Here is a 23,951-nt window from a genome sequence, read left to right as displayed (position 1 = left end):
CGCCGAGTTCCAGAGCAGCGAGCCCTTCCGCTTCGAGCTGCCCGGTGTGCGGGCCACGCCGCTGGACGCGGGGCCGGGGTGAGGACGACGGCGGGGACGGACACCGGAGCGGCGGCCGCAGCCGGAGCCGGCGCTTCGGCCGGGGTTGCGGCCGCCGCCTGCTCCGCGCCCCGCCGGTGGCGGCGGCGCAGCGCGTCGATGTGGGTCAGGCTCGCCCGCAGCTCGCCGGGCGCGACGCCGAAGTCCACGAGCGAGACGATCTCGTCGGCACCGGCCTCGGTCACGGTCCGCACCACGGGCGAGACGCTGTCGACCGTACCGATCAGCGCCCGCTGGTCGCAGTAGCGGTCGTACGCGCGGCGGAACACCACGTCGAGGTCGTCCTCGCTGAGCGAGGAGAGGTCCACGTTGTGCCCGAGGCTGTTGGTGACACCGCCGAAAAGCGACAGGGACGCCCGCATGTAGCGCGACAGGGGTTCGTACGCCTCGGCCCGCGCGACGTCGTGACGGCCGGCGAGGTACGTGTGCAGCAGGACGGCAACGCGCCCGGTGGCCGGGTCCAGGCCGTGCTGCTCGCGGGTACGGCGGTACAGCGCGACGTTCTCCGCGAACTGTTCGACGCTCTGCGTCATCAGGTTGGTGACGATGCCGAGGTCGTGCCGGGCCGCCAGCTCGAACGAGGCCGGGTTGCCGACCACCGCCGTGTACATGGGCGGGGCGTCCTGAACGGGCCGCGGGAAGAGCCGTACGTCGGCCTCGCCGTCACCGCTGGTCCGGCGCAGCGCCTCGCCCCGCCAGAACCGCCGCACCTGCTCCAGCTGCTCGTACATCGCCTCCTTGTGGCGCCCGAAGCGCTCGGGGAAGAAGACGAAGTCGTTGGCGTGCCAACCGCTGGCGATGCCGATGCCGACCCGGCCCCCGGAGAGGTTGTCGACCATCGACCACTCCTCCGCGACCCGGATCGGGTCGTGGATCGGCAGGACGACGGACCCGGCGTTGAGCCGGATCCGCGAGGTCTCCCGGGAGAGGGCGGCGGCCAGCACGGCGGGGTTGGGGAAGAGCCCGCCGAAGGAGTGGAAGTGCCGCTCGGGCATCCAGAGGGCGTGGAACCCGTTCCGGTCGGCGAACCGCGCGGTCTCCAGGAGCAGCTCGTACTTGCCCTCGCGGGGTGCGGCGCCGACACCGGCACCGGCGTCGGCATCGGTACCGGCGTCGGCGTCGGCGCCCTGCGGGTAGTCGCCGAAGAAGTAGACGCTGAAGTCCGGCGTACGGGGGGTTGCCTGCGGCGCGGCCGGGGCGACGGCCGCGGCCGCGTTCCAGGCCATGGACGCGACGGCAACGTGCTTCTTCGGTTCCCCGGAGGCGCCGGTGACGGGTGCGGGGGCCGCCTGTGCGCCGGGCCTGTCGGCCGAACCCCGGGGCGGGGACGCCGGTTCCGGGGCCTTCGCGGCTACGGTGACCAGCTCCGCCAAGAACGCGCCGTCCGCAGCCGAAGACCCGGCGGCCGAAGACCCCGCCGCCGAAGGCTTCGCCGCCGGCGCTACCGGCCGGGCGCCCGGAAAGAAGCCCGCTCCGCGAAGCTCTCGCAGCGCCCCCTTGACCGCGTCCGCGATGAATGCGAGATCGCCGTCGGAGTGCGCGGTGGAGAGGAAGAAGTTGCGCCACTCCCACACGTGCACGCCGCGCAGCATCAGGTGGTGGTACAGGAGCTCCATGTCGGCGCGGTGGTCGAAGCGGAACTGCGAGCCGAAGTGGCTCATCCGCAGCGGGAACTCCTCCGCCTCGAAGAACGCGTTCAGCGAGGCGGCCATCTCGCCGGTACGGGCGTTGAGCCGCTCCTGCAGCAGCGGGCTGTGCTCCTTGAGGTGCGTGAGGACGGCGCGCGCGGCGACCATCGACACCGGGTGCTGGATGTACGTGCCGCCGAAGAACGTGGTGTCCGCGGGCGGGTAGCTGTCGTCGCCGTACGACCAGTAGCCGCCGTCGACGCCGTCCATGATGTCGGCGCGGCCGGCGATGGCCCCGATGGGGAAGCCGCCGCCGAGCAGCTTGCCGTAGGTGGCGAGGTCGGGCGTGACGCCGTAGAGCTCCTGGGCGCCGCGCAGCGCGGGGCGGAAGCCGGTCAGCATCTCGTCGAACATCAGGACGATGCCGAGGCGGGTGGTCAGCTCGCGCAGCTTCCGTACGAACTCGACGGGCTGCAGCGCGGGGTGCCGGCTCTGCACGGGCTCGATGATGACCGCGGCGATGTCCCCGGCCTGCCGGGCGATGGCCTCCAGGGCGGCGTCGCTGCCGTACTCCAGGACGATCAGGTCCGAGACGGCGCTGTCCGGGATGCCGCGGGAGACGGGCACGGTGACCCGCGCGTCCGGGCCGCCGGAGGAGCGGCCGAGGACGGTGTCGGCGTGGCCGTGGTACGCGCCGAGGAAGGTGACGATCTTGTTGCGGCCGGTGGCGGAGCGGGCGAGGCGGATCGCCGCGGAGTTCGCCTCCGTACCGGAGTTGGCGAACGCCACGCGCTCCATGCCCGTCATCCCGGCCAGCAGCTCGGCGGCCTCGCCGGTCTCGACGTTGCGGGGGCCGAGCTGGATGCCGCGGGAGAGGTGCTCGCGCACCGCCTCGCTGACGAAGGCCGGCTCGTGCCCGAAGAGGAGCACGCCGAAGCCCATGGTGATGTCGACGTACTCGTTGCCGTCGACGTCCTGCAGGCGCGCGCCGCTCGCCCGGCGGCCCGCGATGGGGTACAGCATCTCCTTCGTACCGCTGCGGAAGCCGACGACGGCGCGGCTGTCGGCGAGGACGCGGCGGTAACGCTGGGCGATCTGCTTGGACGTCGGCGTCTTGGCGGTGTAGCGGCGCACCAGGTCGTCGAGGTGGTCCTGCTGCGAGCGCGGGGCGCCGCCCTGGACCATGCCGGAGGCGCGGGAGACGGTCACGCGCGGGCCGTGGACACGCCGCGGCGCGGCGCCCTGCTCCCCGGCGGCCGCTGCGCCCGGGGCTGCCTCACCGGCGACCGGCGGCCTGTCCGTGCCCGTCGGTTTCTCCGTGCCCGCCGGTTTCTCCGTGCCCGGCGACGTTCCTGCCGGAGGACTGCCGGCCGGCCCGCCGCCGATCTGCTCCGCGATGCGCCGCGAGAGCTCGGTCATGGCGGCGAGGTCCTGTTCGAGGGCCGCGGAGGCGGCGTCCAGGCCGGTCACCGGGCCACCGTGCCGTTGAGGCGGGCGGTCGCGGCGGCGGTCTGCAGCGACAGCAGCTGGGAGAGCTGGGACATCATCTGCAGCTGTATCTGCGATATCTGCTGCAGTTTGTGGGCGAGGTCCTCCAGCTCCTGGCGGGTGGCGTATTCGGGGGCTGCGGGCGGAGCCGCGGGCTCCGGCGCGGGGACGGCAGGGACGGCAGGGATAGCCGGGGCCACCGGGGCAACGGGGGTCGCCGGAACGACGGGTGCGGGCACCGCAGGCCACTGCTGCACAGGAGGCTGCGGAGCAACAGGCTGCTCCGCCACGGGCGGCGCAACCGGCGGCGCTACCGGCGCCACAGCGGGCGCGGCGGGCGCGGCCGCCGCCCCCAGGGCCTCCGACGGCATCCGCCCCGCGATGAGCTCCGCGAGCCGCCGCGGCGTCCCCGTCTCCTCGAACAGCTCCCGCATCGAGACCTTGACCTGGTGCGCCTGCTCCAGTTCGCGCAGCACGCTGATCATCTGCAGGGAGTCGGCGCCGAGGTCGAAGAAGGAGGTGTCGCCGGTGATGGCGTCCGGGTCGTGGCTGAGATGCCGGGCGGTCGACTCGATGATGCTTCGGACGACCCGCTCGACCGCTGCCTCGTGCTGTACCACTGTGGCTCCATCTGTCGCTGGTGTTCCGGTACGTACGGCCGTCAACTCCGGCCCTGTCCAGTAGTCCTTGTGCTGGAAGCGGTATCCCGGCAGCGGGATCCGGCGGCCGCCGCAGCCACTGAGCAGCGGCTGCCAGTCCAGGTCCGCGCCCGCGCAGTACAGGCCCGCCGCGGCGCCCCACAGCGTGCCGAGGCCGGTGCCGCGGCGCAGCGACGGCAGTGCGGGCACCCCGGGCAGGGCCCGGCGCGCCAGGCCGCTGAGCGTGGTGTGCGGGCCGATCTCGACCAGGGCCGCGGGCTCCGTGCCGCCGATCGTGCGCAGCGCCTCGTCGAAGCGCACGGGCTCGCGGGTGTGCCGCAGGAAGTAGGCGGTGTCCGGGGTCCAGCCGGGCGGGCGGACGGTGCCGTCGAGCCCGCTGACGAAGGGGATCCGCGTCGGCCGGAAGGCGACCGTGCCGAGCACCGCCCGGAAGTCCTCCAGCATCGGTTCCATGAGGGCGGTGTGGAAGGCACGGTCGACCGGCAGGCGTTCGCCCGGCGTACCGCGCGCTTCCAGCAGTGCGCACACCTCGTCCACGGCGGCCACCGGCCCGGCGAGCACGTGCGAACGCTCACCGTTGGCCACGGACAGCTCGGCGCCGGGGACTTCGGCCGCCAGCGCGAGGGCCGCCTCGCGGGTGAGCGGTACGGCCGCCATCGCACCGGGCGCGCAGAGCCGCTGCATCAGCCGGCCGCGCTCGGCGGTCAGCCGCAGGCCGTCCTCCAGCGACAGCGCCCCGGCGGCGCAGAGGGCCGCGTACTCGCCGACGCTGTGCCCGGTGACGGTCGCGGGGGCGACTCCGGACTCCCGCCACAGCCGCGTCAGGGCGCACTGCAGCGCGAACAGGGCGGGCTGGGCGGTGTCGGTGGGCCAGAGGGAATCCGCCCCCACAGACCCGGCACCACCGAGCAGCCCGTCGAGCAGCGAGCCCCCCATGAGGTCGCGGTAGTGGCGCTCGCAGGCGTCGAGGACCTCACGTACGGCGGGGAAGCGTGCGTACAAGTCCGCGGCCATGCCCCGGTACGGGCTGGCCTGGCCCGTGAACAGGAAGGCCACCGAGGATGCGCCCTCGCGCGGCGCCGTCCCTGTCGTCACAGTGGCCGTACCCGTGCCCGTATCCGTACTGGCAAGCCATGCGTCCAGGGCGTCGGCGAGCGCAGCAGGGTCGGCCCCCCGCGCAGCGAGCCGGAAGCGCCGGTGGTCACGGCCCACCGCGGCGGTGGTGACCAAGTCGGCCTGCGGGATCCCGGGGCGCTCCCTCAGCGCGTCGCGGAACGCGCGGGCGTTGGCGGCCAGCGCCTCCTCGCTGCTGCCGGAGACCAGGAGGACGTCCGGCGGGGCCGCGGCGGCGGCCGGACGGGGCGCGGGCTCGGGAGCCTGCTCCAGGACGAAGTGGACGTTGGTGCCGCCGATGCCGAGCGAGGTCAGGCCCGCGCGGCGCGGGTGGTCCGCCTCCGGCCAGGGCATGGCGGTGCCGGGGATGTAGAAGGGGCTGCCGTCCAGGGCGAGGAGCGGGTTGGGCGTGGTGAAGTTCGCCATCGGCGGGACGACGCCGTGCTTCAGGACGAGCAGCGTCTTGATCAGCCCGGCCAGGCCGGAGGCCACGTCCAGGTGACCGATGTTGGCCTTGGTCGAGCCGAGGGCGCAGTAGTGGGTCCGGTCGGTGTCCTGGCGGTAGGCGGCCGCCGCGCCGTCGAACTCGATCGGGTCGCCCTTGAGGGTGCCCGTGCCGTGCGTCTCCAGGTAGCCGATGGTGTCCGCGCCGACGCCCGCCCGCTCCAGGGCGCGGCGGATGGCGGCGCACTGGCCGCCCGCGCTGGGGGCGGTGTACGCCTTCTTGTCCGCCCCGTCGTTGGTGACGCCCCAGCCGCGGATGACGCCGTGGACGGTGTCGCCGTCGGCGAGGGCCCGGTCGAGGCGCTTGAGGACGACGGCGACGACGCCCGTACCGCCGACGGTTCCGTCCGCGCCCGCGTCGAAGGCGCGCAGCCGGCCGGACTTGGAGAGGATGGATCCCTTGACGTACTGGTAGCCCAGCACCTGCGGAACGTGGACGGCCGCCGCGCCGGCGAGGGCGATGTCGCAGTCCTCCGCGAGCAGCGCCTGCGCCGCGGTCTGTACGGCCACGAGCGAACTGGAACAGGCCGTCTGGATGTTGACGGCGGGTCCGGTAAGGCCGAGCCGGTAGGCGACGCGTGTCGCCGTGAAGTCGGGGGCGCTGCCGGTGACGATCTGCATGCCCGTCATCCAGTTGTCGGCGGGCACGCTCGGCAGGACGTTGTTGAGGAGGTAGGTCTCCAGCGTGTACAGGTGGTAGCCCGTGGTGGCGTAGACGCCGACCCGGGTGCCGTCGCGCTCTCCGGGGTACCCCGCGTTCTCCAGGGCGTGCTGGGCGCATTCGAGGAACATGCGCTGCTGCGGATCGGTGAGCTGGGCCTCGCGGGCGCTCATGCCGAAGTGCTGGGCGTCGAAGCCGGTGAGGTCGTCCAGGATTCCGGACGCTCCGACGAAGTCGGGCGCCTCGTAGCGCTCGGCGGGCACTCCGGCCGCGGCAAGCTCCTCGTCGGTGAAGCGGGTGATGCAGTCCGTCCCGTCGCGGACGACGCGCCAGAGCTCCTCGGGGGTCTCCGCCCCCGGTAACCGGAAGGCCAGCCCGATGACGGCGATGCCTTGGCCGGCGCCGCGGGTGCCTCCGGCGCCACCGGTGCCTGTGGCGTTTCCGGTGTCGCCGGTGCCCGTGGCGCTGCCGGCGCCTACGGTGCCGCCGTAGCCTCCGGCGCTGCCGGGGCCTTCGTGGTGCGTGGATGTCATGAGCTGCGGCCTTCCGCCGTCGATGCGTCCGCGGATACGTCCTTGGTCAAGTCCACCGACACGTCCACCGACCCGTCCGTCGTCATGTCCGTCGACACGTCCGCCGACGCCGCCCGGACGCCCTCGCCGCCCGCCGCCCCGTCCGCCTCCCCACGGGTGAACCTGCCGCCACGCCTCAGGAGCACGGCCAGCAGGACGACGCACAAGGCGATCGCCAGGCCGTGGAACGCGGCCACCACCTGCAGCGGCGAGAACGACTCCAGCAGGGCCGCGCTGACGATCATGCCGAGGCCGAAGCCGGTGTTCTCGGCGGAGGCCGACAGTCCGAAGAGCCGGCCGCGCTGGGCGTCGGGGGCGGCCTGGAGCCGGGAGATGTACACGATCTCCGTGAAGCCGTCGGCCATGCCGGCCACCAGCGCGGCGATGATGGCCGGCACGGTGGGCAGGCCTGCGAAGACCACGATGAACGCCGCCGACATCACGCACGCCCCGAGCGCGAACGCCCGCTCCCCCGGGGTCCGGCCGGTCTTCTTCGTGACCCGGCCGAAGAGTTGCTGCGCGACGATGTTGCCGATGGCCCAGGTGGCCCAGAACTGGCTGATGAACGTGGCCGGGTGGCCGGGGTCGAGGCTGTCCGAGTAGATGGGCAGGGCCACGTTGTGGGACGAGGAGCCCAGCCCGTCCACGGCCCGGACGGCGATCATCACGGCGAGCAGGGGTGCCGTGCGCAGCAGCATCCGGGCGAAGCCGCCCGCGGCGCCGGACGACGCCTCCTGCTCCGCGGCCGATCCCGACGCCGCCTCCGCGCCCGCCTCCGCCGCCGCCCGGGTGCGTACGGGCAGCAGGAACAGCACCGTCGCGGAGATCACGAAGGTGGCGGCGTCCAGCGCGAACGCCGTGGAGTAGCCGAGCTGGGCCACGACCAGGCCGGACGAGGCGAAGCCCGCGATCATGGCCAGTGAGCGGCCGGTGACGAGCAGGCCGTTGGCGCGGGCCCGGTGCTCGGCGCCGACGATCTCCGGCACGCTGCTGCGCAGGGCGACCTGGGAGAGCGTGGAGCAGAACCCGGTGATCACCGCCAGGCCGAAGAGCAGCCCGACCCGGGCGCCGTCGGGGGCGAGCAGCAGGGCCAGCAGGGCCAGGGCCTGGGTGAGGTCGGCGCCCACCATGAGCCGCTTACGGTCGCAGGCGGAGACGAGGCGGCCGCTGATGAAGCCGGAGAGCACGTTGGTCACCAGGCGGACGGCCATGAAGAGGCCGGCGGTGAGCGCGCTGCCCGTGACGTGGTAGATGAAGACGTTCAGCGCCACCATGTTCAGGTAGCTGCCGTACGCCGAGATGCCGTTGCCGACGACGAGCAGACGGAAGTGCCCCACGCGCGGTCCCCCTCCGGTCGCTCGGGTTGTGGCGGCACCGCGGTCGACGGCGCACGTCTTCACACTCGCCCGGTTCGAAGCGGGGCTGGAGCCACGGAAGTTGGGGACTTGACAGGTGACTTGCCTGCGATTAGGGGGCCATTGACCGGTTGGCCACTATTTTTTGCTTGCTTTTAGCCGAGTTCGTGGTTAGATCCATTCAAAAGCGTCGCGCGGGGGAGAACCTTCACCCGCGGCCGGCCGCAGGCCACCCACGCCGCGCGGCTCCGCCTGCCCGATGGAGAACCGATGCCCGGCCTCAGCGTCCAGACGCGACCGCCGCACCTGTCGCCCCGCGAGCGGCAGGTGCTGGCCCACATCGGCGCGGGGCTCACCTACCACCAGACGGCCAGGCGACTCGGTATCAGCGTCCACACCGTCGGCACCTACCTCCGCCGCATCCGCGCCAAACGCCCTGCGCCGACGCTCGCGGATCTCGTACGCCTCAGCATCAGCCAGGAAGCGGGCTGACCCACCGCCGGTCACCACCACCGCCGCCCGTCAACGCCCCAGCGTCAAGAGCCCGCCGCCCGACACCCTCAGTACCCACTTTTTTGTGGGTACTTGTCGGTGCGGGGAGGCAGAGCGGAACCTGGTCACACGACGGCGCGAGGGGCGCCGCACCCGAGTGAGACGGGAGTGACCATGCGTCAGGAGGCCGACTGTTCCTGGACGAGCTTCTCCAGGCGGCGGTGGCCCCAGTCCGAGACGGGCCCCAGGACCTCCGAGAGCTCGCGGCCGAACGGCGTGAGGGAGTACACCGTTTTCAGCGGCAGCTCGTCATGCACCACCCGGTGCACCAGTCCGTCGGCCTCCATCTCGCGGAGCGCCTGAGTCAGCACCTTCTCACTGAGGCCCGGCAGCCGGCGCCGCAGCTCCCCGGGGCGCCACGGACCGGATTCCAGCAGCCACAGCAGAGCGGTCTTCCACTTGCCGTCGATCACGGCGATCGCGGCGGTCACTCCGCAGACGTTCGTGTCCCTGGCGCGACTTCTCGTCACGTAAGCCCCTTTCACCACTTTTCCCGATACTTGCACAGAGGTTGATCAAACATGTCTTCACACCCCCGACAGTCTGCCGTCACCGTGCTGGGTCTCGGCCCGATGGGCCGGGCTTTGGCCGGAGCGTTCCTGGATGCCGGTCTGCACACGACGGTCTGGAACCGGACGCCGGGCAGGGACCGCGATCTGGTCGAGCGAGGCGCAGTCGGCGCCCGATCCGCCGAAGAGGCGGTCGCCGCGAGCGGGCTGACCGTGGTCTGCGTGGTGAACTACGACGCCGTGGACGCCGTTCTGCGGCGCGAGGCGGTTACCGACGCGCTCAAGGGCCGCACGGTGGTGAACCTGACCGCCGACACCCCGGCCCGGGCCCGCGACACGGCGGCCTGGGCGGCCGGGCACGGCATCTCCTACCTGGACGGCGCCATCATGACGCCGAACACGACCATCGGTACGCCTGTCGCGGTCTTCATCCACAGCGGCCCCGAGGAGCTCTACCGCAAGCATCTGCCCGTCCTCGAGGCGCTGGGCGGCACCCACACTCACCTCGGCGAGGAGATCGGCCGGGCGGCCGCCTACGACATCGCGCTGCTGGACATCTTCTGGACTGCCATGGCGGGCTATGCCCACGCTCTGGCGGTGGCCAAGGCCGAGGGTGTCACCGCGCAGGAGCTGGCGCCGTTCGCGAAGGGCATCGGCGCGATCCTCCCGCCGCTCTTCGAGCAGACCGCGGAGGGCGTGGACAGCGGCGACTTCTCCGGCGAGGACAACCCGATCACTTCGGCGGCCTCGTCCATGGCCCACATCGTGCAGGCCTCCGAAGCGCATGGCATCGACGCGGGCGTGATGCGCGCGGCAGAGGGGATGGCCCGCCGCGTCATCGGCCTGGGCCACGGCACGGACGGGTTCATCCGCATCGCCGAGGTACTGGGTCGCCGCTGAGGAAGCGGCAGGCAGGCGAACTCACCCGCCGCCCGCCTCGCCGCCCACGCAAGACGCTCGGCCGGGAAACCCCGGCCGAGCGTCTGTGTGAACCGTTCGCGGCTTGATCAACTCGCCGCGGCGGCTCAAGGGAACCGTTCTGCGATCAGTCGGCGGCGCGGACCGGCTCCGGCTCGGCGGCCGGCTCGGCGGCGCGGGCGGCCTCCGCCTTCTTGGCCTTGATCCGCATGACGACCAGCGAGCCGAGGCCGAAGAGCACGGCTGCGAGCAGGCCGAGCCAGGAGAACTTCTTCAGCCACTCCTCGGCCACCTTGCCGACGGAGTAGATCACGGCGACGGTGCCGCCGGCCCAGACGATGCCGCCGAGCACGTTGGCGATCAGGAACTTCCAGTACGGCATCTTCAGCACGCCCGCGAGCGGGCCCGCGAAGATCCGCAGCAGGGCGATGAAGCGGCCGACGAAGACCGCCCACATGCCCCACTTCTGGAAGGACCGCTCGGCGGTGGCCACGTGGTGCGGGCCGAAGTGCTTGGGGAACTTCCGGCCGAGCCACTCCAGCAGGGGCTTGCCGCCCTTGCGGCCGATCAGGTAGCCGATGGAGTCACCGATGATCGCGCCCGCGATGGCGCACGCGCCGAGCACATACGGGTTGATGTGGTCCTGGGTGGCGGCCAGCAGCGTGGCGCTGACGAGGACGATCTCACCGGGAAGCGGAATACCCAGGCTCTCCAGCCCGATGACCCCGCCCACCAAGAGGTAGACGGCGACCGCCGGTACCGTTTCGAGCCACTCCTGGATGTGCAACGCCGGTTCCTCCCGGTTGACGATCTCTTCCCGGCGTGCGCCACGGGGCGCACGCCGGGAAGCCTACTGGAGGAGAGGACTCCCTCAGGGCCCCGCGGGTTGCGGCGGAACGGTTACTTGTTCGGCCGCAGCGTCCAGACGACCGTCATTTCGCCGGTCACATCGCCGTCCTCGCGGGTGATCGCGACGTGGACGGGGAATTCCGGCCGGCCGCCGGCGTCCAGCTCGGCGACGACGTCGGCGGCCGGGCGGCCGAGCTCGGCGGTGGCGGTGACGGGGCCCATGGCGAGCTTCTTGTAGCCGATCTCGGCGCGGACGGCCAGGGGCACGGCGCGCGAGAGCTGGTCGCCGAAGGCGGCCAGGACGATCGCGCCGCTCGCGGACTCGGCCAGGGTGAACATGGCGCCGGCGTGCGGGCCCCCGACGTGGTTGTGGTAGTCGGGCTGGTCGGGGAGCCGGACGACGGCGCGCTCGGCACCCGCTTCCTCGAAGACGAGGTTGAGCGTCTTGGCCATGGGCACGGTGGCCAGGAGCATGTCGCCGATCGACGGCTGGGTGGTCTCAGACATGCCCGCAAGTTACCAGTCGGTAGCAACGGCGGGAAGGGGCGCCCTCACCGAGGTCATCTTCTGCCTCTATGGTTATCGGCCATGTGGCCAGGACAGCAGCCGCCCGGGGGCGAGCAGAACCCGCAGGATTCGAATCCGTACAAGACGCCGGTGCCGCCGCCGGGGCCGCCGTCCGGCGCCCAGCCGGGCTACCCGCAGCCCAATCCGTACCAGCAGCCGGGCGCCCAGCAGCCCGGTCCGCAGCAGCCGAATCCGTACCAGCAGCAGCCCGGGGGCCCGCCGCCGCCCACCCCGCCCGGGGGACAGCAGTGGCACACCCCGGCCCCGCCCGGGGCCCCCGAGCCGCCGCGGGACAACCGCAAGCGCACCGCGGTGATCGCGATCACCGCGGCGGTCGCCGTCGTGGCCGCCGCCGTGATCACCGGTGTCGTGGTCCTGAAGGACGACGACAAGGAGAACGTGGCGAAGAGCGACCCGACGACCGCGCCCTCGGCGTCCGCGTCGTCGGCGGCGCCGTCCCCCTCGCAGGGCGCGAGTGAGGACCCGGCCGACAACCCGCGGGCGAACGTCGAGGTCAAGCCCGTGATCGACGGTTGGAAGGTCGTCACCAACAGCAAGCGGCACGTCGCCTACGACGTGCCGCAGGAGTGGAAGGTCCTCCCTCCGGGGACGAGCTTCGGCTTCACCAAGGACGGCGACAAGTCCTTCCCGCCCAAGGGCGGCGGCATCAACATGTCCGGAGTCGCCCGCTTCGCCGAGGACCGGTGCGAGAAGGACGCCGTCCCGGTCGCCGCCGGGACCAAGGGCGCCCAGGGCGCCAAGAGCGAGGCCGACGCCGCCGAGAACGAGGCGCTGAACTGGCTGTACTGGGGCTTCGACCAGAAGAAGTCCGGGAAGTTCAGCTACTCCAAGGGCAAGGAGTTCAAGAGCGACCACGGCCTGACCGGCACCTCGGCCTCGGCGACGGTCACGGGGATCTCGGAGAAGCACCACTGCGCCACCAGCGCCAAGTCCGTGACGGTGACGTACAAGGACGTCAACGGCGACCTGGCCACCTGGTGCTTCTACAGCGCCACGGGCACCGACGACGAGATCCCCGACGACACCATCAAGAAGATCATGAGCTCCCTCAGGCCCCTGAAGAGCTCCTGATCTCCGGCCGGTCTCCTGCGCTGCGGCGACCCCCGTCTCCGCCACCCCGCCGGGCCCGGCGCGTCAGCCCACGCTGAACGCCCCGCCCGGCGGCTCGGGGGACCCCACGGCGTCCGCGTCGTCCACCGGCCGCGCGCCGGCAGCGAACCGCTCCAGCGCGTCCCCGTGCTCGACCCGGGCCGGGAAGGCGTCCCCCGCGGCGCGGCGCGCGAGCGCGGCGACGGGCAGCTCGCCGTGCGAGGCGACGAGGACCGCGTTGCCGAAGCGCCGGCCGCGCAGCATCGACGGCTCCGCGATCAGGCAGACGTGGGCGAAGACGGCCCGGAAGGTCGCCACCTGTGAGCGCAGGAAGTCGAAGGGCGCGCCGTCGGCGAGGTTCGCCGCGTAACGGCCCTGCGGCCGCAGCACCCGGGCGGCGGCGTGCGCGTAGGCGAGCGAGGTGAGGTGGGCCGGGACCCGGGAGCCGCCGAAGACGTCGGCGACGAGCACGTCGGCCGAGGCGTCCGCGCAGGCCTCCAGCTCGCTGCGCGCGTCACCGGCGATCACCTCGACGCCCGAGCCCGGCCGCAGCGGCAAGTGCTCGGCGACCAGCGCGAGCAGGCCGCGGTCGGCCTCGACCACGCGCTGCCGCGAGCCCGGGCGCGTGGCGGCGACGTACCGCGGCAGCGTGAGCGCCCCGCCCCCGAGGTGCAGCACGTCCAGGGCGCGGTGCGGCTCGGCGGCGGCGTCGAGGACGTGGGCGATCCGCTGGGCGTACTCGAACTCCAGGTGCGTCGGGTCGTCCAGATCGACGTACGACTGCGGCGCTCCGTTCACCGTGAGCAGCCAGGCCCGCTGCCGGTCCACGTCGGGCATCAGCTTGGCGGTGCCCCAGTCCACGTCCCGCGTGACGGGTATCGGTTCTTCCACTCCCCTATTGTGCGTTCACGGCACGGCGGGGGAGACCGTTCCGGTGCCGACGGTGCGGCCTCCTTCGCGGATGACGAAGGCGAGGCCGGTCTCCAGGGGCACGTCCCGGTCGAGGACGACCGCCATGGTGACGCTCTCGCCGGGCAGCGCGACGCCGGGTCCGCCGAGGATCACGGTGCCGGTCACGTCGGCCGTGCGGAGGTGGAACTGCGGCCGGTAGCCCGAGAACAGAGGCGTGTGCCGGCCACCCTCCTCCGCCCGCAGCAGGCACACGTCCGCGGTGAAGCGGCGCCGCGGCACGACGCTGCCGGGCGCGGCGACGATGTCGCCCCGGCGGGCGTGCTCGCGGTGGAAGCCGCGCAGCAGCAGGGACACGCGGTCGCCCGCCTGCGCGGTCGCCAGCGGGCGGCCGAAGGACTCCAGCCCGGTGACGTGCGTGTCGCTGGGACCGTCGGCCCCCAGGAGCTGGACGCGGTCGCGCAGCCGGACCGTGCCGCGCTCGATGACGCCGGTGACGGCCGTACCGCGCGCGGGCAGGGTGAGGACCCTCTCGACGGACAGCAGGAAAGGCGCGTCCGTATAGCGCAGGGGCGTCGGCACGTACGTGTCCACGGCGTCGAGGAGCGCCTCGATCGTGGCGGCCCAGCGCGCGTCGCCCTGCAGCGCGCGCAGGGCCGAGACGCGGACGACCGCGGTGTGCTCGCCGTCGTAGCCGTGGGCGGTGAGCAGGGCGCGCACCTCCTGCTCCAGCAGGTCCGCCAGCTCTGGCGCGGCCGCGTCCGCCTTGGTGAGGGCGACGACGAGGTGGCGCACGCCCGCCCGGCGGGCGAGCAGCAGGTGCCGGGGGAGCTGCGCCGACGCGGGCCCGTCGACGGCGGAGACGACGAGGACGGCGCCGTCGAGCCTTGCCGTCCCGGCGAGCAGGTTCTTGGCGAAGCGCGGGTCGCCGGGCGGGTCGGTGTGGGCGTAGTGGCGGGTGCCGGTCTCGTAGACGACGTGGACGCAGGCAGCCGCCCGGTCGGGCCCGGAAGGCTGCTGGAGGGAGAGGGCCCGGGCGCGGGCGCCGAGGACGTGGATGACGGCGGCGGTGAGCGTCGTCCTGCCGTGGCGGGCGGGGCCGAGGGTGGCGATGTTGACGTGCGGTTTGTGGCGCGGATGGCCGGACGTTGGCCGGTGCATGCGCTTGATGCTCGCGCACCGGGTGCGGGGCGTCGAACGGTTTTCCGCGCCACCGGCGCACGACGCACGCGGGGCGTTCGAGTGAACGTAAGGGGAAGGAGTGTTCCGTCACCGCCCCGTCTTTCCGTGATGACGACCGCTTTATATCCCTGTCGGTTAGGCTCCAGCGATGCCCGAACCCGCCACGCCCTCCCCCGGCCCCGCCGAGCTCCCTCCGCGTGCCCGGCTCTCCTCGTGGCTCCGCCTGGGTCTGCTCGTGGTGCTGCTGGCCGCCGCCGCGGCCGCGGTGCTCGCGCTGCGCCCGGAGCGGATGCTCGCCGAGGGCTGGCCTCAGCTGTCGGGCGGCGCGGCCGTGGTGCTGTTCTCCGCGGCGTACGGTCTGTGCACCGCGGCCTTCGTGCCGCGCCCGATCCTGAACATCGCGGCCGGCGCGCTCTTCGGCGCCCCCGTCGGAACGGCCTCCGCCGTGGTGGGCACGGTGCTGGGCTCGGCCGCGTCCTTCGGGCTGGGCCGTCTGCTGGGCCAGGAAGCGCTGCGGCCGCTGCTGCGCGGCCGGTGGCTGAAGGCCGCGGACCGGCAGCTGAGCCGGCACGCCTTCAGGTCGATGATGGCGATCCGGCTCTTCCCGGGCGTGCCCTTCGCCGCCGCGAACTACTGCGCGGCCGTCTCCCGCATGCGCTGGACCCCGTTCCTGCTGGCGACCGCCCTCGGCAGCGCGCCGGCCACGGCCGCCTACGTGATCGCGGGCAGCCACGCGACGGCGCCGACGTCGCCCGCCTTCCTCGGCGCGACGGCGTTCATCGCCGTGACCGGTCTGGCGGCGGTGATCGTGGCGTGGCGCAAGAAGGGCCTGTCGCGGCGGCTGTCCCGGTCGTAGCGTCGCGCCGGGGCGCGGGTCTCGTACCGCGGTCGTGGCGTGGATCCCGTCCGTCCCGTCCTCCGCCATCCGGGCGGACCGGCGCGCGCGGGTGCCGCCGGGGTGCTGTCCTGTCCTGGACACCCCGGAAAGGAGCCCGTCCCGTGATTCCCGTCGAACAGCTCTCCGAACCCGCCGTACGGACGCTGGTGAGCGCCCTCAACGCGGGCGACCGCACCGCCTTCCACGAGTCCCTCGCGCCGGGCGCGACGATGGCCGACGACGGCACCGACCGGAACCTCACCCAGTGGGCCGACCGCGAGATCTTCACGTCCAACGGCCACATGGACGTCGAGTCCGAGAGCGACGGCGGCCTGGCCCTCGTCGCCCGCTACCGCAATGACACGTGGGGCGAAATGCGCACCAGGTGGCAGTTCACCGTCGACGGCGGAAAGGTCACCCGGTTCGAGACGGGGCAGGCCTGACGCGTGGTCTGACGCCTGGTCTGACGCCTGGTCCGGCTCGCCCGCCTGACTCGCGGTCTGACGCACGGCGTGACAAGTAGCCTGACGCCTCGTCCGCGCCCCTTCGCCTCCCGCAGCCCCGGGTTAAGGAGCAGTTCACCCGGGCGACGTCAGCACGCCTCCCATCCTGTGGATGATCGGGCGGCCGGTGCCGCAGTGCCGGCCCGGCCGCGACGACTTGGATGGCACAGGCCCACATGTCTTGGTTCGAATCGTTCGTCCTCGGGCTCGTCCAGGGACTGACCGAGTTCCTCCCGGTCTCCTCCAGCGCCCACCTGCGGCTGACGGCCGCGTTCGCGGACTGGCAGGATCCGGGGGCGGCGTTCACCGCGGTCACTCAGATCGGCACCGAGGCCGCCGTGCTCATCTACTTCCGCAAGGACATCGCGCGGATCGTCGGCGCGTGGTTCCGGTCGCTGTACGACCGGCGGGCGCGGCGCGACCCCGATGCCCGCACGGGGTGGCTGGTCATCGTCGGCTCGATCCCCATCGGGGTGCTCGGGCTGGTGCTCAAGGACGCCATCGAAGGCCCGTTCCGCGACCTGCGGCTCATCGCCACCACGCTCGTCGTGATGGGGGTGGTGCTCGGGTACGCGGACCGGCGGGCGGCGCGCGACGAGAGCGGCGGGCGGCACCGGGCCGCGAAACGGCGCAAGGAGCTGGCGGACCTGACGGTCCGGGACGGCATGGTGTTCGGCTTGTGCCAGGCGATGGCGCTCGTGCCCGGCGTGTCCCGGTCGGGCGCGACGATCAGCGGCGGCCTGCTCATCGGCTACACCCGGGAGGCGGCCGCGCGCTACTCCTTCCTGCTCGCCGTCCCGGCGGTGCTCGCCTCCGGCGTCTTCGAGCTCAAGGACGCGGGCGAGGGGCACACCGCCTGGGGGCCGACGATCTTCGCTACGCTCGTTGCCTTCGTGGTGGGTTATGCCGTGATCGCCTGGTTCATGCGCTTCATCTCCACCAGGAGCTTCATACCTTTTGTCGTCTACCGCATCGCGCTCGGGCTGCTGTTGTTCGCGCTGGTGGCGGCGGGTGTGCTGAGTCCGCACGCCGGGGAGAACCTCGGCTGAGGAACCAGCGTCCGGCTCATCCCTTTTCGGGGCGCCTTAGTAGGACGAAGCTTCCCCTCCGCAATACCGGGAAGGTAGCGACCCGGTCACGATTGATGCAGACGGCGCGTTTGCTCTTGTTACCGAGGGTACGGTTCCCCGGTCCGTTCGTACCTCAAGTAACCCGCACCTCCGGGGGATGTATGCGCACCACAGCCGTCACCGCCTTCTGCCTCGCCGCCGCCCTGTCCCTCGCCGCCTGCAGCGGCGAGACGAAGGCCGAGACCGTGAAGTCAACCGGCTCGTCGCCATCTGCCGCGGCCGAAGGCCCCGTGGGCGAGCCCCTGCCGATGGGCAAGGGCACGGAGACCGTGGGCGCGGGCGGCGGCGGCAAGCTCGACATCATGCCGACGAGCGTCGTGTACGCGACCAAGACCGCGACCGACAAGCCCGCGCGCGGCCTGTTCGCGATCGTCACGGTGCAGGAACGCCCTATGACGGACGTCGCCGCCGCGGAGACCACCCCGACCGAGAAGGGCGGCTGGCAGTGGACGGCCGCCGACGGCCAGGTCTCCAACAACGAGGCGAACATCTTCCTGAAGGGCTTCGACTCCGGCGGCCCCATACGGTCCGGCGTCACGCAGGTGCGGGCGCGCACCTTCGACATCAGCAACGCCCAGCGCGGCGGCACGCTCTCCTACACCGACGGCGAGGGCAAGACCTTCCGCTGGACGATCCCGGCGCAGGACTCCGGCCCGCAGACCGCCCAGGTCAAGAAGGTCCTCGCCGGCTGACCGCCGGGGCCCGCTTCCCCCGCCCTCCGGATGCGCGGCGCCGCCCCGCGGCGCACGCTGGTGCACATGGGCACGAGACTGCCGCCCCGGGCGGCGCACGTTCGGCCTCGGGGCGCGGTCCGGCTCAGCGCGGGGAGAACAGCCGTGGCCTTCGCTGCGGCGGCCGCCGTGGCAATGGCGGGCGTGGCCTGCGAAGGCTCCGGCGAGGCCGGCGGAGGGCAGACGATCACGCTGTCCGGCGGCCCCTCCGCCTCCCCCTCGGCGCGGGTGGCCGCCTTCGGCGACACCTACGCGTACCGCAGCGGCCTGAAGGTGACGGTCGGGAAGCCGCAACGGTTCACCCCGTCCGGCACCGCCCTGGGGCACTCTGCGGGGAACCAGCCGGTGAAGTTCACGGTCAGCGTCACCAACGGCTCCAAGGATCCCCTCGACACGGCGGGCATCCTGGTGACCGTCGAGTCCGGCGACAAGGCCGACCGGGCGGCGCAGATCTTCGACAGCGCGAGCGGCGTCGGCACGCCGTTCACCGGAACCCTGGAGCCCAAGGGCTCGGGCAAGGCGACGCTTGCCTTCGACATCCCGCAAACGGGACTCGGCCACGTGGACGTCGCCGTACGCCCCGGCTTCGGCCAGGATCTCGCAACGGCCCACTGGACGGGCCCGGTGCCCTGAGAAACCACCGTTTCTCCGCGCGTCGCCCGCCGGCGCCACCCCGTCCGGACGGCCCGCCCAGGCACCGCATGATGCGCCCCGTCACGCCGTCCTGGACGGCACGTCCCGAGCGGCACGCCCCGCCGGCCGCGCACCACCACGGCGTCGCGGACCGCAGCCCGGGGTACGGCGCCGGAAGACACCGGCCGACGCCACAGGCACTTGCCCCGCCTGCTGCCGGCCGCGGCCCCGCCGGCCGGCTGCCCCGGCCGTCCCGGCCCGGCCCTCGGCCCGAACACCCCGCTCGCGCCCCGGCGCCCCGCGACACTGCACGACCCGGAGGCTTACTGCCCGTAGGGTCCCCTGGACGCACACGGCAGCCCAGCGCGTACGGCCTGCATCCGTACGCGACCAACCTGCTGCCCGTACGCACGGGCACAGCACGACGTTGCGCAACCGGCGCGGCCGCCCCGTCGGCCGTCCCGGCGCGCGGCACGATCGGGGCCTGTCCCCGGCACCGTCGACCGGCGGGCCCACCCTGTACGGGTCTGCGCGGTACGCCCCGCCGTCCGGCTACCCCCGCCCGGGTCCCCGGCGCCGGTACCCGGGCCGCGGCAGCACACCGGCCCGTCGTCGGCGTTCACCCGCCGACCCCCCGCCCCCGTCCGCGCGGCTAGGGTGGCGGGCGCGGCGTTAGTCGCAACCGTCACATCAGTCACACGCTGGGAGTCACTTTGATCGTCGTGGACGCCTCCGCACTCGTTCTGGCGCTCGCCGACGACGGACCGCGGGGCGAGAGCGCCCGCGCCGCGCTCGCGGCGGACGCCGAGTGGGCCGCCCCCGAGCACATCCTGGTGGAAGTGATGCAGTCGCTGCGCGGGTTGTACCTCGCGGGGCAGGTGACCGCCGAGCGCGTGGCCGAAGTAGCCGGACAGCTGCCCGGGCTGACGCTGCAGAAGGTCGCCGTCGAACCCTTGCTGGGGCGGATGTGGCAGCTGAAGGACAACCTCACGCCGGACGACGCCGCCTACGTGGCCGTCGCCGAGGAGCTGGGGGCGACGCTCGTGACCGCCGACCTGCGGCTGCTGCGCGCCACCGGCCCGCGCTGCCCGATCCGGGGCATCACCGACGCGGCGGGCACCGCCCCCGCATCCGGCCGCTCCTGACGGAGCACTCCCCCGCCGCGCGCCGCACGGCCACGACCCCCGCTCCACCACCCAGTGAAAGGGGCACGATGACCACCATCGACGACGCCGTACTCCTGCGCCGGGACGGGCGCGCGGGCCGCATCACCCTCAACCGGCCTCGCACCATCAACGCGCTCACCCACGCCATGGTCCGCAGCATCCGCACCGCCCTGGACGCGTGGGAGCACGACGACTCCGTGACCACGGTGGTGCTCGACGGCGCGGGCGAGCGCGGCCTGTGCGCGGGCGGCGACGTCCGGGCCGTCCACGACGAGGTCCGCGCCGGAGGCGGCACGGCCTCCAGGCAATTCTGGCGCGACGAGTACCGCCTCAACGCCCGGATCGCCGGCTACCCCAAACCGTACGTCGCGCTCATGGACGGCCTGGTGATGGGCGGCGGGGTCGGCCTGTCGGCCCATGGGAGCGTACGGGTCGTCACCGAGCGGTCCGCGGTGGCGATGCCGGAGACGGCCATCGGCTTCGCGCCCGACGTCGGCGGCACGTACCTGCTCTCCCGGGCCCCGGGCGAGCTGGGCACGCACCTCGCGCTGACGACCTCGCGCATGGGCGCGGGCGACGCCGTGCGCGCGGGCTTCGCCGACCACTTCGTCCCGGCGGCCCGGCTGGAGGAGTTCACCGCGGCCCTGGCCGTATCCGAAGCTGCCGAGGCCGTACGGGAGTTCGCCGCCCCGGCCCCCTCCGGGGAGCTGGCCGCGCAGCAGGACTGGATCGACCACTGCTACGCCGCCAACACCGTCGAGGAGATCCTCGACCGGCTCACCGCGAGCGGCGTCGCGGAGGCCGGAAAAGCGGCGGAGGCGATCCGCGGCAAGTCGCCCACGGCGCTGAAGGTCACGCTGAGCGCGCTGCGCCGCGCCCGCCGCCTGCCCGGCCTCGGCGACGTGCTGGAGCAGGAATACCGCGTCATAAGCGCCTCGCTGGCCGACCCCGACCTGCTGGAGGGCATCCGCGCGCAGGTCGTGGACAAGGACCGCACGCCGCGGTGGACGCCTTCGCGGCTGGAGGGCGTCTCGGACGCGGACGTGGAGCGGCACTTCGCGCCGGTGGCCGACGGCGGGCTCGGGCTCGTCTGACCCGGCCCCGGCTTACGTACCGAACAGCTGCGTCCAGTACGTGCCGGCCTTGCTGCCCGTCGCGTAGCCGACGCCGATGTGCGCGAAGTCCGGCTTGAGGATGTTGGCACGGTGTCCGGGGCTGTTCATCCAGCCCCGGACGACCTCGGCCGCACTGCGCTGGCCGCAGGCGATGTTCTCACCGATGCCCGGGTGCGGGCACCCGGCCGCCCGCGCCCGGTCCCAGGGCTCGCTCCCCTCCGGTGAGGTGTGGGCGTAGAAGTCGCGGGCGACCATGTCGTCGCTGTGCGCCTGCGCGGCGGCGGCCAGCCGGGGATCGGCGGCCAGCGGGCGCAGGCCGGCCGCGGCGCGCTCGGCGTTGGTGAGGACGGTGACCTCCGCGGCCAGCCGGGCGAGCCCGGCGGCGGTCATCGGCGCGGCCCACACGGCGGTCCAGTACATCTCCCCCGACGGTGCCGCTGCCCGGCCGAGGCCGACGTGGGCGACGGCCGGATCCCGGAACGGCAGCGCACGCTCGCTCCCGCCCAGGCAATAGGCCACGAACTCCGCCGGGGTGCGCGGGCCCGAGACGAGATGCTCGGTGACGGTCAGGCAGTGGTAGCCCGTGGCGGCGATGCGGTGGTGGAGCGACGTCCCGTCCGGGCTCTCGCCGGAGAGGCGGCCGCGCCGGGCCATGTCCGCGGCGTGGGCCCGGGCCGCGGCGGCCAGCCGGTGGTCCGCGGCAACGGGCGGCACCCCGGCGGCGGCCCGCTCGGCGTTCACCAGGGCGGCGAAGGCGTCAGCCGTCCCGTCCGGCTCATGCCCGTCGTAACCTCCGTGACCCGCGTACGCCCCGTCGGCCTCGCTCCCCTCGTCCGCCACCTCCACCCCGAAGTCCCGCGCCACGCCCGCCAGCCCGTCCGCGTACCCCTGGCCCAGGGCCCGTATCTTCCAGCCCGGGCCGCGCCGGTAGAGCTCCGCGAGCAGCAGGACGGTCTCGTGCCCGGGGCGCGGCGGGGCGAACCGGGCCAGGACGGTGCCCCCGCCGCCGGCGACCGTCAGCACGGGCAGGGGCAGCGAGCCGAGCGGCGTGCCGGGGTCCGCCGGGCTCACCACGACCGTGACGCGCGCGGCGCCCGCGCGCAGCCCCCGCGGGTCGACGGTGACGGTGTCCCCGGCGAGCCGGGCCCCGGGCGCGGACGGCTGGTTGTAGAAGACGAAGTCCCCGTCCCCGGCCACTTTTCCCGCCGCGCCGGTGACGATCACCGACAGGTCGAAGGGGCCGGGCACGCGCATCGAGAGCGCGCCGTCGGGCAGCGTGGCATTGCCTCCGGCGACCAGGTCGTTCATCGCGGCTCCTCCGGACACGGCCGACTTTCGGCCGGTGCGGTGGAAAACGTGCGGTGCGTCGGGGAGGTTCCCGGGGAGCCGGCCCGCCCCCCGGCCGCTGATGCTCAGTCAGCCGCTGCCCGCGCGTCGGTGTAGATCACCAGCGTCTGTTCCGGCTGTCCGGCCACGTGAAACGCGGCATAGCCGAAGTCGACCACCCCGCGTCCCGGGCACCGCAGCCGTTTGCGTCCGCCGCGCCGGGGCTGCACGTCGTACTGCGGCCACCAAGCGCGCGCTTCCGCGCTGCCCGCCGTCAACTCGTCGGTCAGCCGGGTGTAGCGCGGGTCGCCGGGGTGGCGCCCGGCCAGTGTCCGCAGCCGGGCGAGCAGGCCGCGCGCTTCGGGCTCCCAGTCGACCAGTACGTCCCGGGCCGCGGGGTCGAGGAACACCCAGCGGGCGAGGTTCGCCGGCCGGTCCCCCGCCGCGACGAGGTTCGGAAACAGTTCTTCGGCCGCCTGGTTGCAGCTGAGCACGTCGTAGGTGCCGCCGATGACGTACGCCGGGTGCGGCTGGAGCAACAGCGGGACGACCGCCGCCTCGGCAGCGAGCGGCTCGGTCTCCTCGCCTCCGTCCCCGTCCCCGGCCGCGGGCTCGTGACCGGCGAGCCGGAAGAGGTGATCGCGCTCGTGCCGGTCGAGCCGGAGCACCGAGGCGAGGGCGCCGAGCACCTGGTCCGAGGCCCGGATGTCCCGGCCCTGCTCCAGATACGTGTACCAAGTGGCGCTGATGCCCGCGAGCAGCGCGAGTTCCTCCCGCCGGAGCCCCGGGGTACGGCGTCGCCCGGAGTGCGGCAGCCCGACCTGGTCGGGGGTGATCCGCTCCCTGCGACTGCGCAGGAAGGCTCCCAGCTCACGGCGTTGGTCCAGCGGTCTCTGCATGGTGGATGGCATCCCTGGTTCCAGAATAAACAGGCTCTGTATACCAGGCTGAGGCGCCCGCAGACTGAAGGCGAGCAGGGGTTCACGGACGAAGAAGACGACGAAGAAAAAGAGAAGAAGGAAGAGGGCACCATGTCGGGAATCGACGGCAAGGTCGTGGCGATCACGGGAGCCGGCAGCGGCATCGGCGAGGCGACCGCACTGCTGCTCGCCGAGCGGGGCGCACGAGTCGTGCTCGGAGCGCGCCGGTCCGAGCGCCTCGCGGATCTGGCGGCGCGGATCGAGGAGGCGGGCGGCACGGCCGTGCACCTCCGCACGGACGTGACCCGGCGGGAGGACCTGCACGCGCTGGTCGCCCTGGCCGTGCGGCGGTTCGGCCGGCTCGACGTGCTGGTCGGCAATGCCGGGGTGGGCACCATCTCGCCCCTCGACGACCTGCGCGTGGACGAGTGGGACCGGATGGTCGACGTCAACGTCAAGGGAGTGCTGCACGGAATAGCCGCCGCCCTGCCGGTCTTCCGGGCGCAGGGCAGCGGTCACTTCGTCACCACCGCCTCCACGGCCGCGTTCCGCGTCGTGCCGGCCATGGCGGTCTACGCCGGAACGAAGGTCGCGGTCCGCGCCCTCTGCGAAGGCCTGCGCCAGGAAGCCGGCGACTCCGTGCGGGTGACCACCGTCTCGCCCGGGGTGGTCGCCACCGGCTTCGCCGAGGCGTCGACGAACCGGGACGTCAGGGCGCGCATCACACAGATGCGGGACCGGATCGCGATCCCGCCCGCGGCCGTCGCCCGGGCCGTCGCGTTCGCCGTCGAGCAGCCCGCGGACGTCGACGTGAACGAGATCGTCGTCCGGCCCACCGCGCAGAGCTGACCCGGGCTCACCACAGCGGCCGCGCT

At 73.3% G+C, this 23,951-nt stretch carries 21 protein-coding genes; 11 read left to right on the top strand and 10 right to left on the bottom strand.

Going from position 1 to position 23,951, the window contains the following annotated elements:
* The 3 genes from ACSNOG_RS06335 to ACSNOG_RS06325 all read right to left on the bottom strand — a co-directional run.
* The coding region (locus ACSNOG_RS06335; RefSeq protein WP_436751542.1) for a MupA/Atu3671 family FMN-dependent luciferase-like monooxygenase at window positions 1-3,146 on the bottom strand (3,146 nt) is incomplete at its 3' end.
* A 47-nt stretch (window positions 3,147-3,193) separates the two neighbouring features.
* Window positions 3,194-6,685 (bottom strand): type I polyketide synthase, encoded by a 3,492-nt coding sequence (locus tag ACSNOG_RS06330; RefSeq protein ID WP_436751541.1) that lies wholly within the window; start codon window positions 6,683-6,685, stop codon window positions 3,194-3,196.
* Window positions 6,682-8,061: an MFS transporter gene (locus tag ACSNOG_RS06325; protein WP_436751540.1), complete on the bottom strand. Its 1,380-nt coding sequence runs from the start codon at window positions 8,059-8,061 to the stop codon at window positions 6,682-6,684. Before ACSNOG_RS06325 ends, ACSNOG_RS06330 begins: the two co-directional genes overlap by 4 nt.
* A gap of 288 nt (window positions 8,062-8,349) precedes the next feature.
* Here ACSNOG_RS06325 and ACSNOG_RS06320 point away from each other — a divergent pair, with 288 nt between their 5' ends.
* Complete coding sequence (locus ACSNOG_RS06320; protein WP_436751539.1) at window positions 8,350-8,571, top strand: response regulator transcription factor; 222 nt, start codon at window positions 8,350-8,352, stop codon at window positions 8,569-8,571.
* Between the two features lie 179 nt (window positions 8,572-8,750).
* On the opposite strand, the gene ACSNOG_RS06315 is transcribed toward ACSNOG_RS06320, so the two are convergent.
* Window positions 8,751-9,101 (bottom strand): winged helix-turn-helix transcriptional regulator, encoded by a 351-nt coding sequence (locus ACSNOG_RS06315; protein WP_436751538.1) that lies wholly within the window; start codon window positions 9,099-9,101, stop codon window positions 8,751-8,753.
* Window positions 9,102-9,152: 51 nt separating this feature from the next.
* Here ACSNOG_RS06315 and ACSNOG_RS06310 point away from each other — a divergent pair, with 51 nt between their 5' ends.
* A complete protein-coding gene (locus tag ACSNOG_RS06310) occupies window positions 9,153-10,040 on the top strand; it encodes an NAD(P)-dependent oxidoreductase (protein ID WP_436751537.1) in 888 nt (295 codons plus the stop codon).
* Between the two features lie 145 nt (window positions 10,041-10,185).
* On the opposite strand, the gene ACSNOG_RS06305 is transcribed toward ACSNOG_RS06310, so the two are convergent.
* Both ACSNOG_RS06305 and ACSNOG_RS06300 read right to left on the bottom strand, forming a co-directional pair.
* Window positions 10,186-10,845 carry a DedA family protein gene (locus tag ACSNOG_RS06305; protein ID WP_436751536.1) on the bottom strand — a complete coding sequence of 220 codons (660 nt, stop codon included), beginning with the start codon at window positions 10,843-10,845 and terminating at the stop codon, window positions 10,186-10,188.
* A gap of 113 nt (window positions 10,846-10,958) precedes the next feature.
* Window positions 10,959-11,414 (bottom strand): DUF4442 domain-containing protein, encoded by a 456-nt coding sequence (locus tag ACSNOG_RS06300; RefSeq protein ID WP_436751535.1) that lies wholly within the window; start codon window positions 11,412-11,414, stop codon window positions 10,959-10,961.
* Window positions 11,415-11,495: 81 nt separating this feature from the next.
* Here ACSNOG_RS06300 and ACSNOG_RS06295 point away from each other — a divergent pair, with 81 nt between their 5' ends.
* Window positions 11,496-12,566 (top strand): hypothetical protein, encoded by a 1,071-nt coding sequence (locus ACSNOG_RS06295; protein WP_436751534.1) that lies wholly within the window; start codon window positions 11,496-11,498, stop codon window positions 12,564-12,566.
* A gap of 63 nt (window positions 12,567-12,629) precedes the next feature.
* Here ACSNOG_RS06295 and ACSNOG_RS06290 read toward each other — a convergent pair whose 3' ends face one another.
* Together ACSNOG_RS06290 and ACSNOG_RS06285 are read right to left on the bottom strand one after the other, a co-directional pair.
* Window positions 12,630-13,475 carry a spermidine synthase gene (locus ACSNOG_RS06290; RefSeq protein WP_436751533.1) on the bottom strand — a complete coding sequence of 282 codons (846 nt, stop codon included), beginning with the start codon at window positions 13,473-13,475 and terminating at the stop codon, window positions 12,630-12,632.
* Between the two features lie 15 nt (window positions 13,476-13,490).
* Window positions 13,491-14,654 carry a GTP-binding protein gene (locus tag ACSNOG_RS06285; RefSeq protein WP_436751532.1) on the bottom strand — a complete coding sequence of 388 codons (1,164 nt, stop codon included), beginning with the start codon at window positions 14,652-14,654 and terminating at the stop codon, window positions 13,491-13,493.
* A 169-nt stretch (window positions 14,655-14,823) separates the two neighbouring features.
* Here ACSNOG_RS06285 and ACSNOG_RS06280 point away from each other — a divergent pair, with 169 nt between their 5' ends.
* The 7 genes from ACSNOG_RS06280 to ACSNOG_RS06250 all read left to right on the top strand — a co-directional run bounded on the left by ACSNOG_RS06280 (window position 14,824) and on the right by ACSNOG_RS06250 (window position 20,809).
* Window positions 14,824-15,531 carry a TVP38/TMEM64 family protein gene (locus ACSNOG_RS06280; protein ID WP_436751531.1) on the top strand — a complete coding sequence of 236 codons (708 nt, stop codon included), beginning with the start codon at window positions 14,824-14,826 and terminating at the stop codon, window positions 15,529-15,531.
* A 143-nt stretch (window positions 15,532-15,674) separates the two neighbouring features.
* A complete protein-coding gene (locus ACSNOG_RS06275; protein ID WP_436751530.1) occupies window positions 15,675-15,995 on the top strand; it encodes a nuclear transport factor 2 family protein in 321 nt (106 codons plus the stop codon).
* A 236-nt stretch (window positions 15,996-16,231) separates the two neighbouring features.
* The gene (locus tag ACSNOG_RS06270) at window positions 16,232-17,104 is read left to right on the top strand and encodes an undecaprenyl-diphosphate phosphatase (RefSeq protein ID WP_436751529.1); all 873 of its coding nucleotides are present in this window, start codon (window positions 16,232-16,234) and stop codon (window positions 17,102-17,104) included.
* Between the two features lie 182 nt (window positions 17,105-17,286).
* Window positions 17,287-17,877, top strand: coding sequence for a hypothetical protein (locus ACSNOG_RS06265; RefSeq protein ID WP_436751528.1), 591 nt, complete (start codon window positions 17,287-17,289; stop codon window positions 17,875-17,877).
* A gap of 144 nt (window positions 17,878-18,021) precedes the next feature.
* Entirely contained in the window at window positions 18,022-18,549 is a 528-nt protein-coding gene (locus ACSNOG_RS06260) for a hypothetical protein (protein WP_436751527.1), read from the top strand.
* 722 nt (window positions 18,550-19,271) lie between these two features.
* The gene (locus ACSNOG_RS06255; protein WP_436751526.1) at window positions 19,272-19,694 is read left to right on the top strand and encodes a type II toxin-antitoxin system VapC family toxin; all 423 of its coding nucleotides are present in this window, start codon (window positions 19,272-19,274) and stop codon (window positions 19,692-19,694) included.
* Between the two features lie 68 nt (window positions 19,695-19,762).
* A complete protein-coding gene (locus tag ACSNOG_RS06250) occupies window positions 19,763-20,809 on the top strand; it encodes an enoyl-CoA hydratase/isomerase family protein (protein ID WP_436751525.1) in 1,047 nt (348 codons plus the stop codon).
* Between the two features lie 12 nt (window positions 20,810-20,821).
* On the opposite strand, the gene ACSNOG_RS06245 is transcribed toward ACSNOG_RS06250, so the two are convergent.
* Together ACSNOG_RS06245 and ACSNOG_RS06240 are read right to left on the bottom strand one after the other, a co-directional pair.
* A complete protein-coding gene (locus ACSNOG_RS06245; protein WP_436751524.1) occupies window positions 20,822-22,138 on the bottom strand; it encodes a CAP domain-containing protein in 1,317 nt (438 codons plus the stop codon).
* A 104-nt stretch (window positions 22,139-22,242) separates the two neighbouring features.
* On the bottom strand, window positions 22,243-23,055 hold the full coding sequence (locus ACSNOG_RS06240; protein WP_436751523.1) for a helix-turn-helix transcriptional regulator: 813 nt from the start codon (window positions 23,053-23,055) through the stop codon (window positions 22,243-22,245).
* 132 nt (window positions 23,056-23,187) lie between these two features.
* Between ACSNOG_RS06240 and ACSNOG_RS06235 the strand changes: the two genes are divergently transcribed.
* Complete coding sequence (locus ACSNOG_RS06235) at window positions 23,188-23,925, top strand: SDR family oxidoreductase (protein ID WP_436751522.1); 738 nt, start codon at window positions 23,188-23,190, stop codon at window positions 23,923-23,925.
* The last annotated feature ends 26 nt before the right edge of the window (window positions 23,926-23,951 follow it).

The sequence above is a fragment of the Streptomyces sp. URMC 124 genome (assembly GCF_051386455.1).
Lineage (GTDB): Bacteria > Actinomycetota > Actinomycetes > Streptomycetales > Streptomycetaceae > Streptomyces.
The sequence above is the reverse complement of the archived record's forward strand: the minus strand, read 5'-3'. Positions and strand labels throughout refer to the sequence as shown.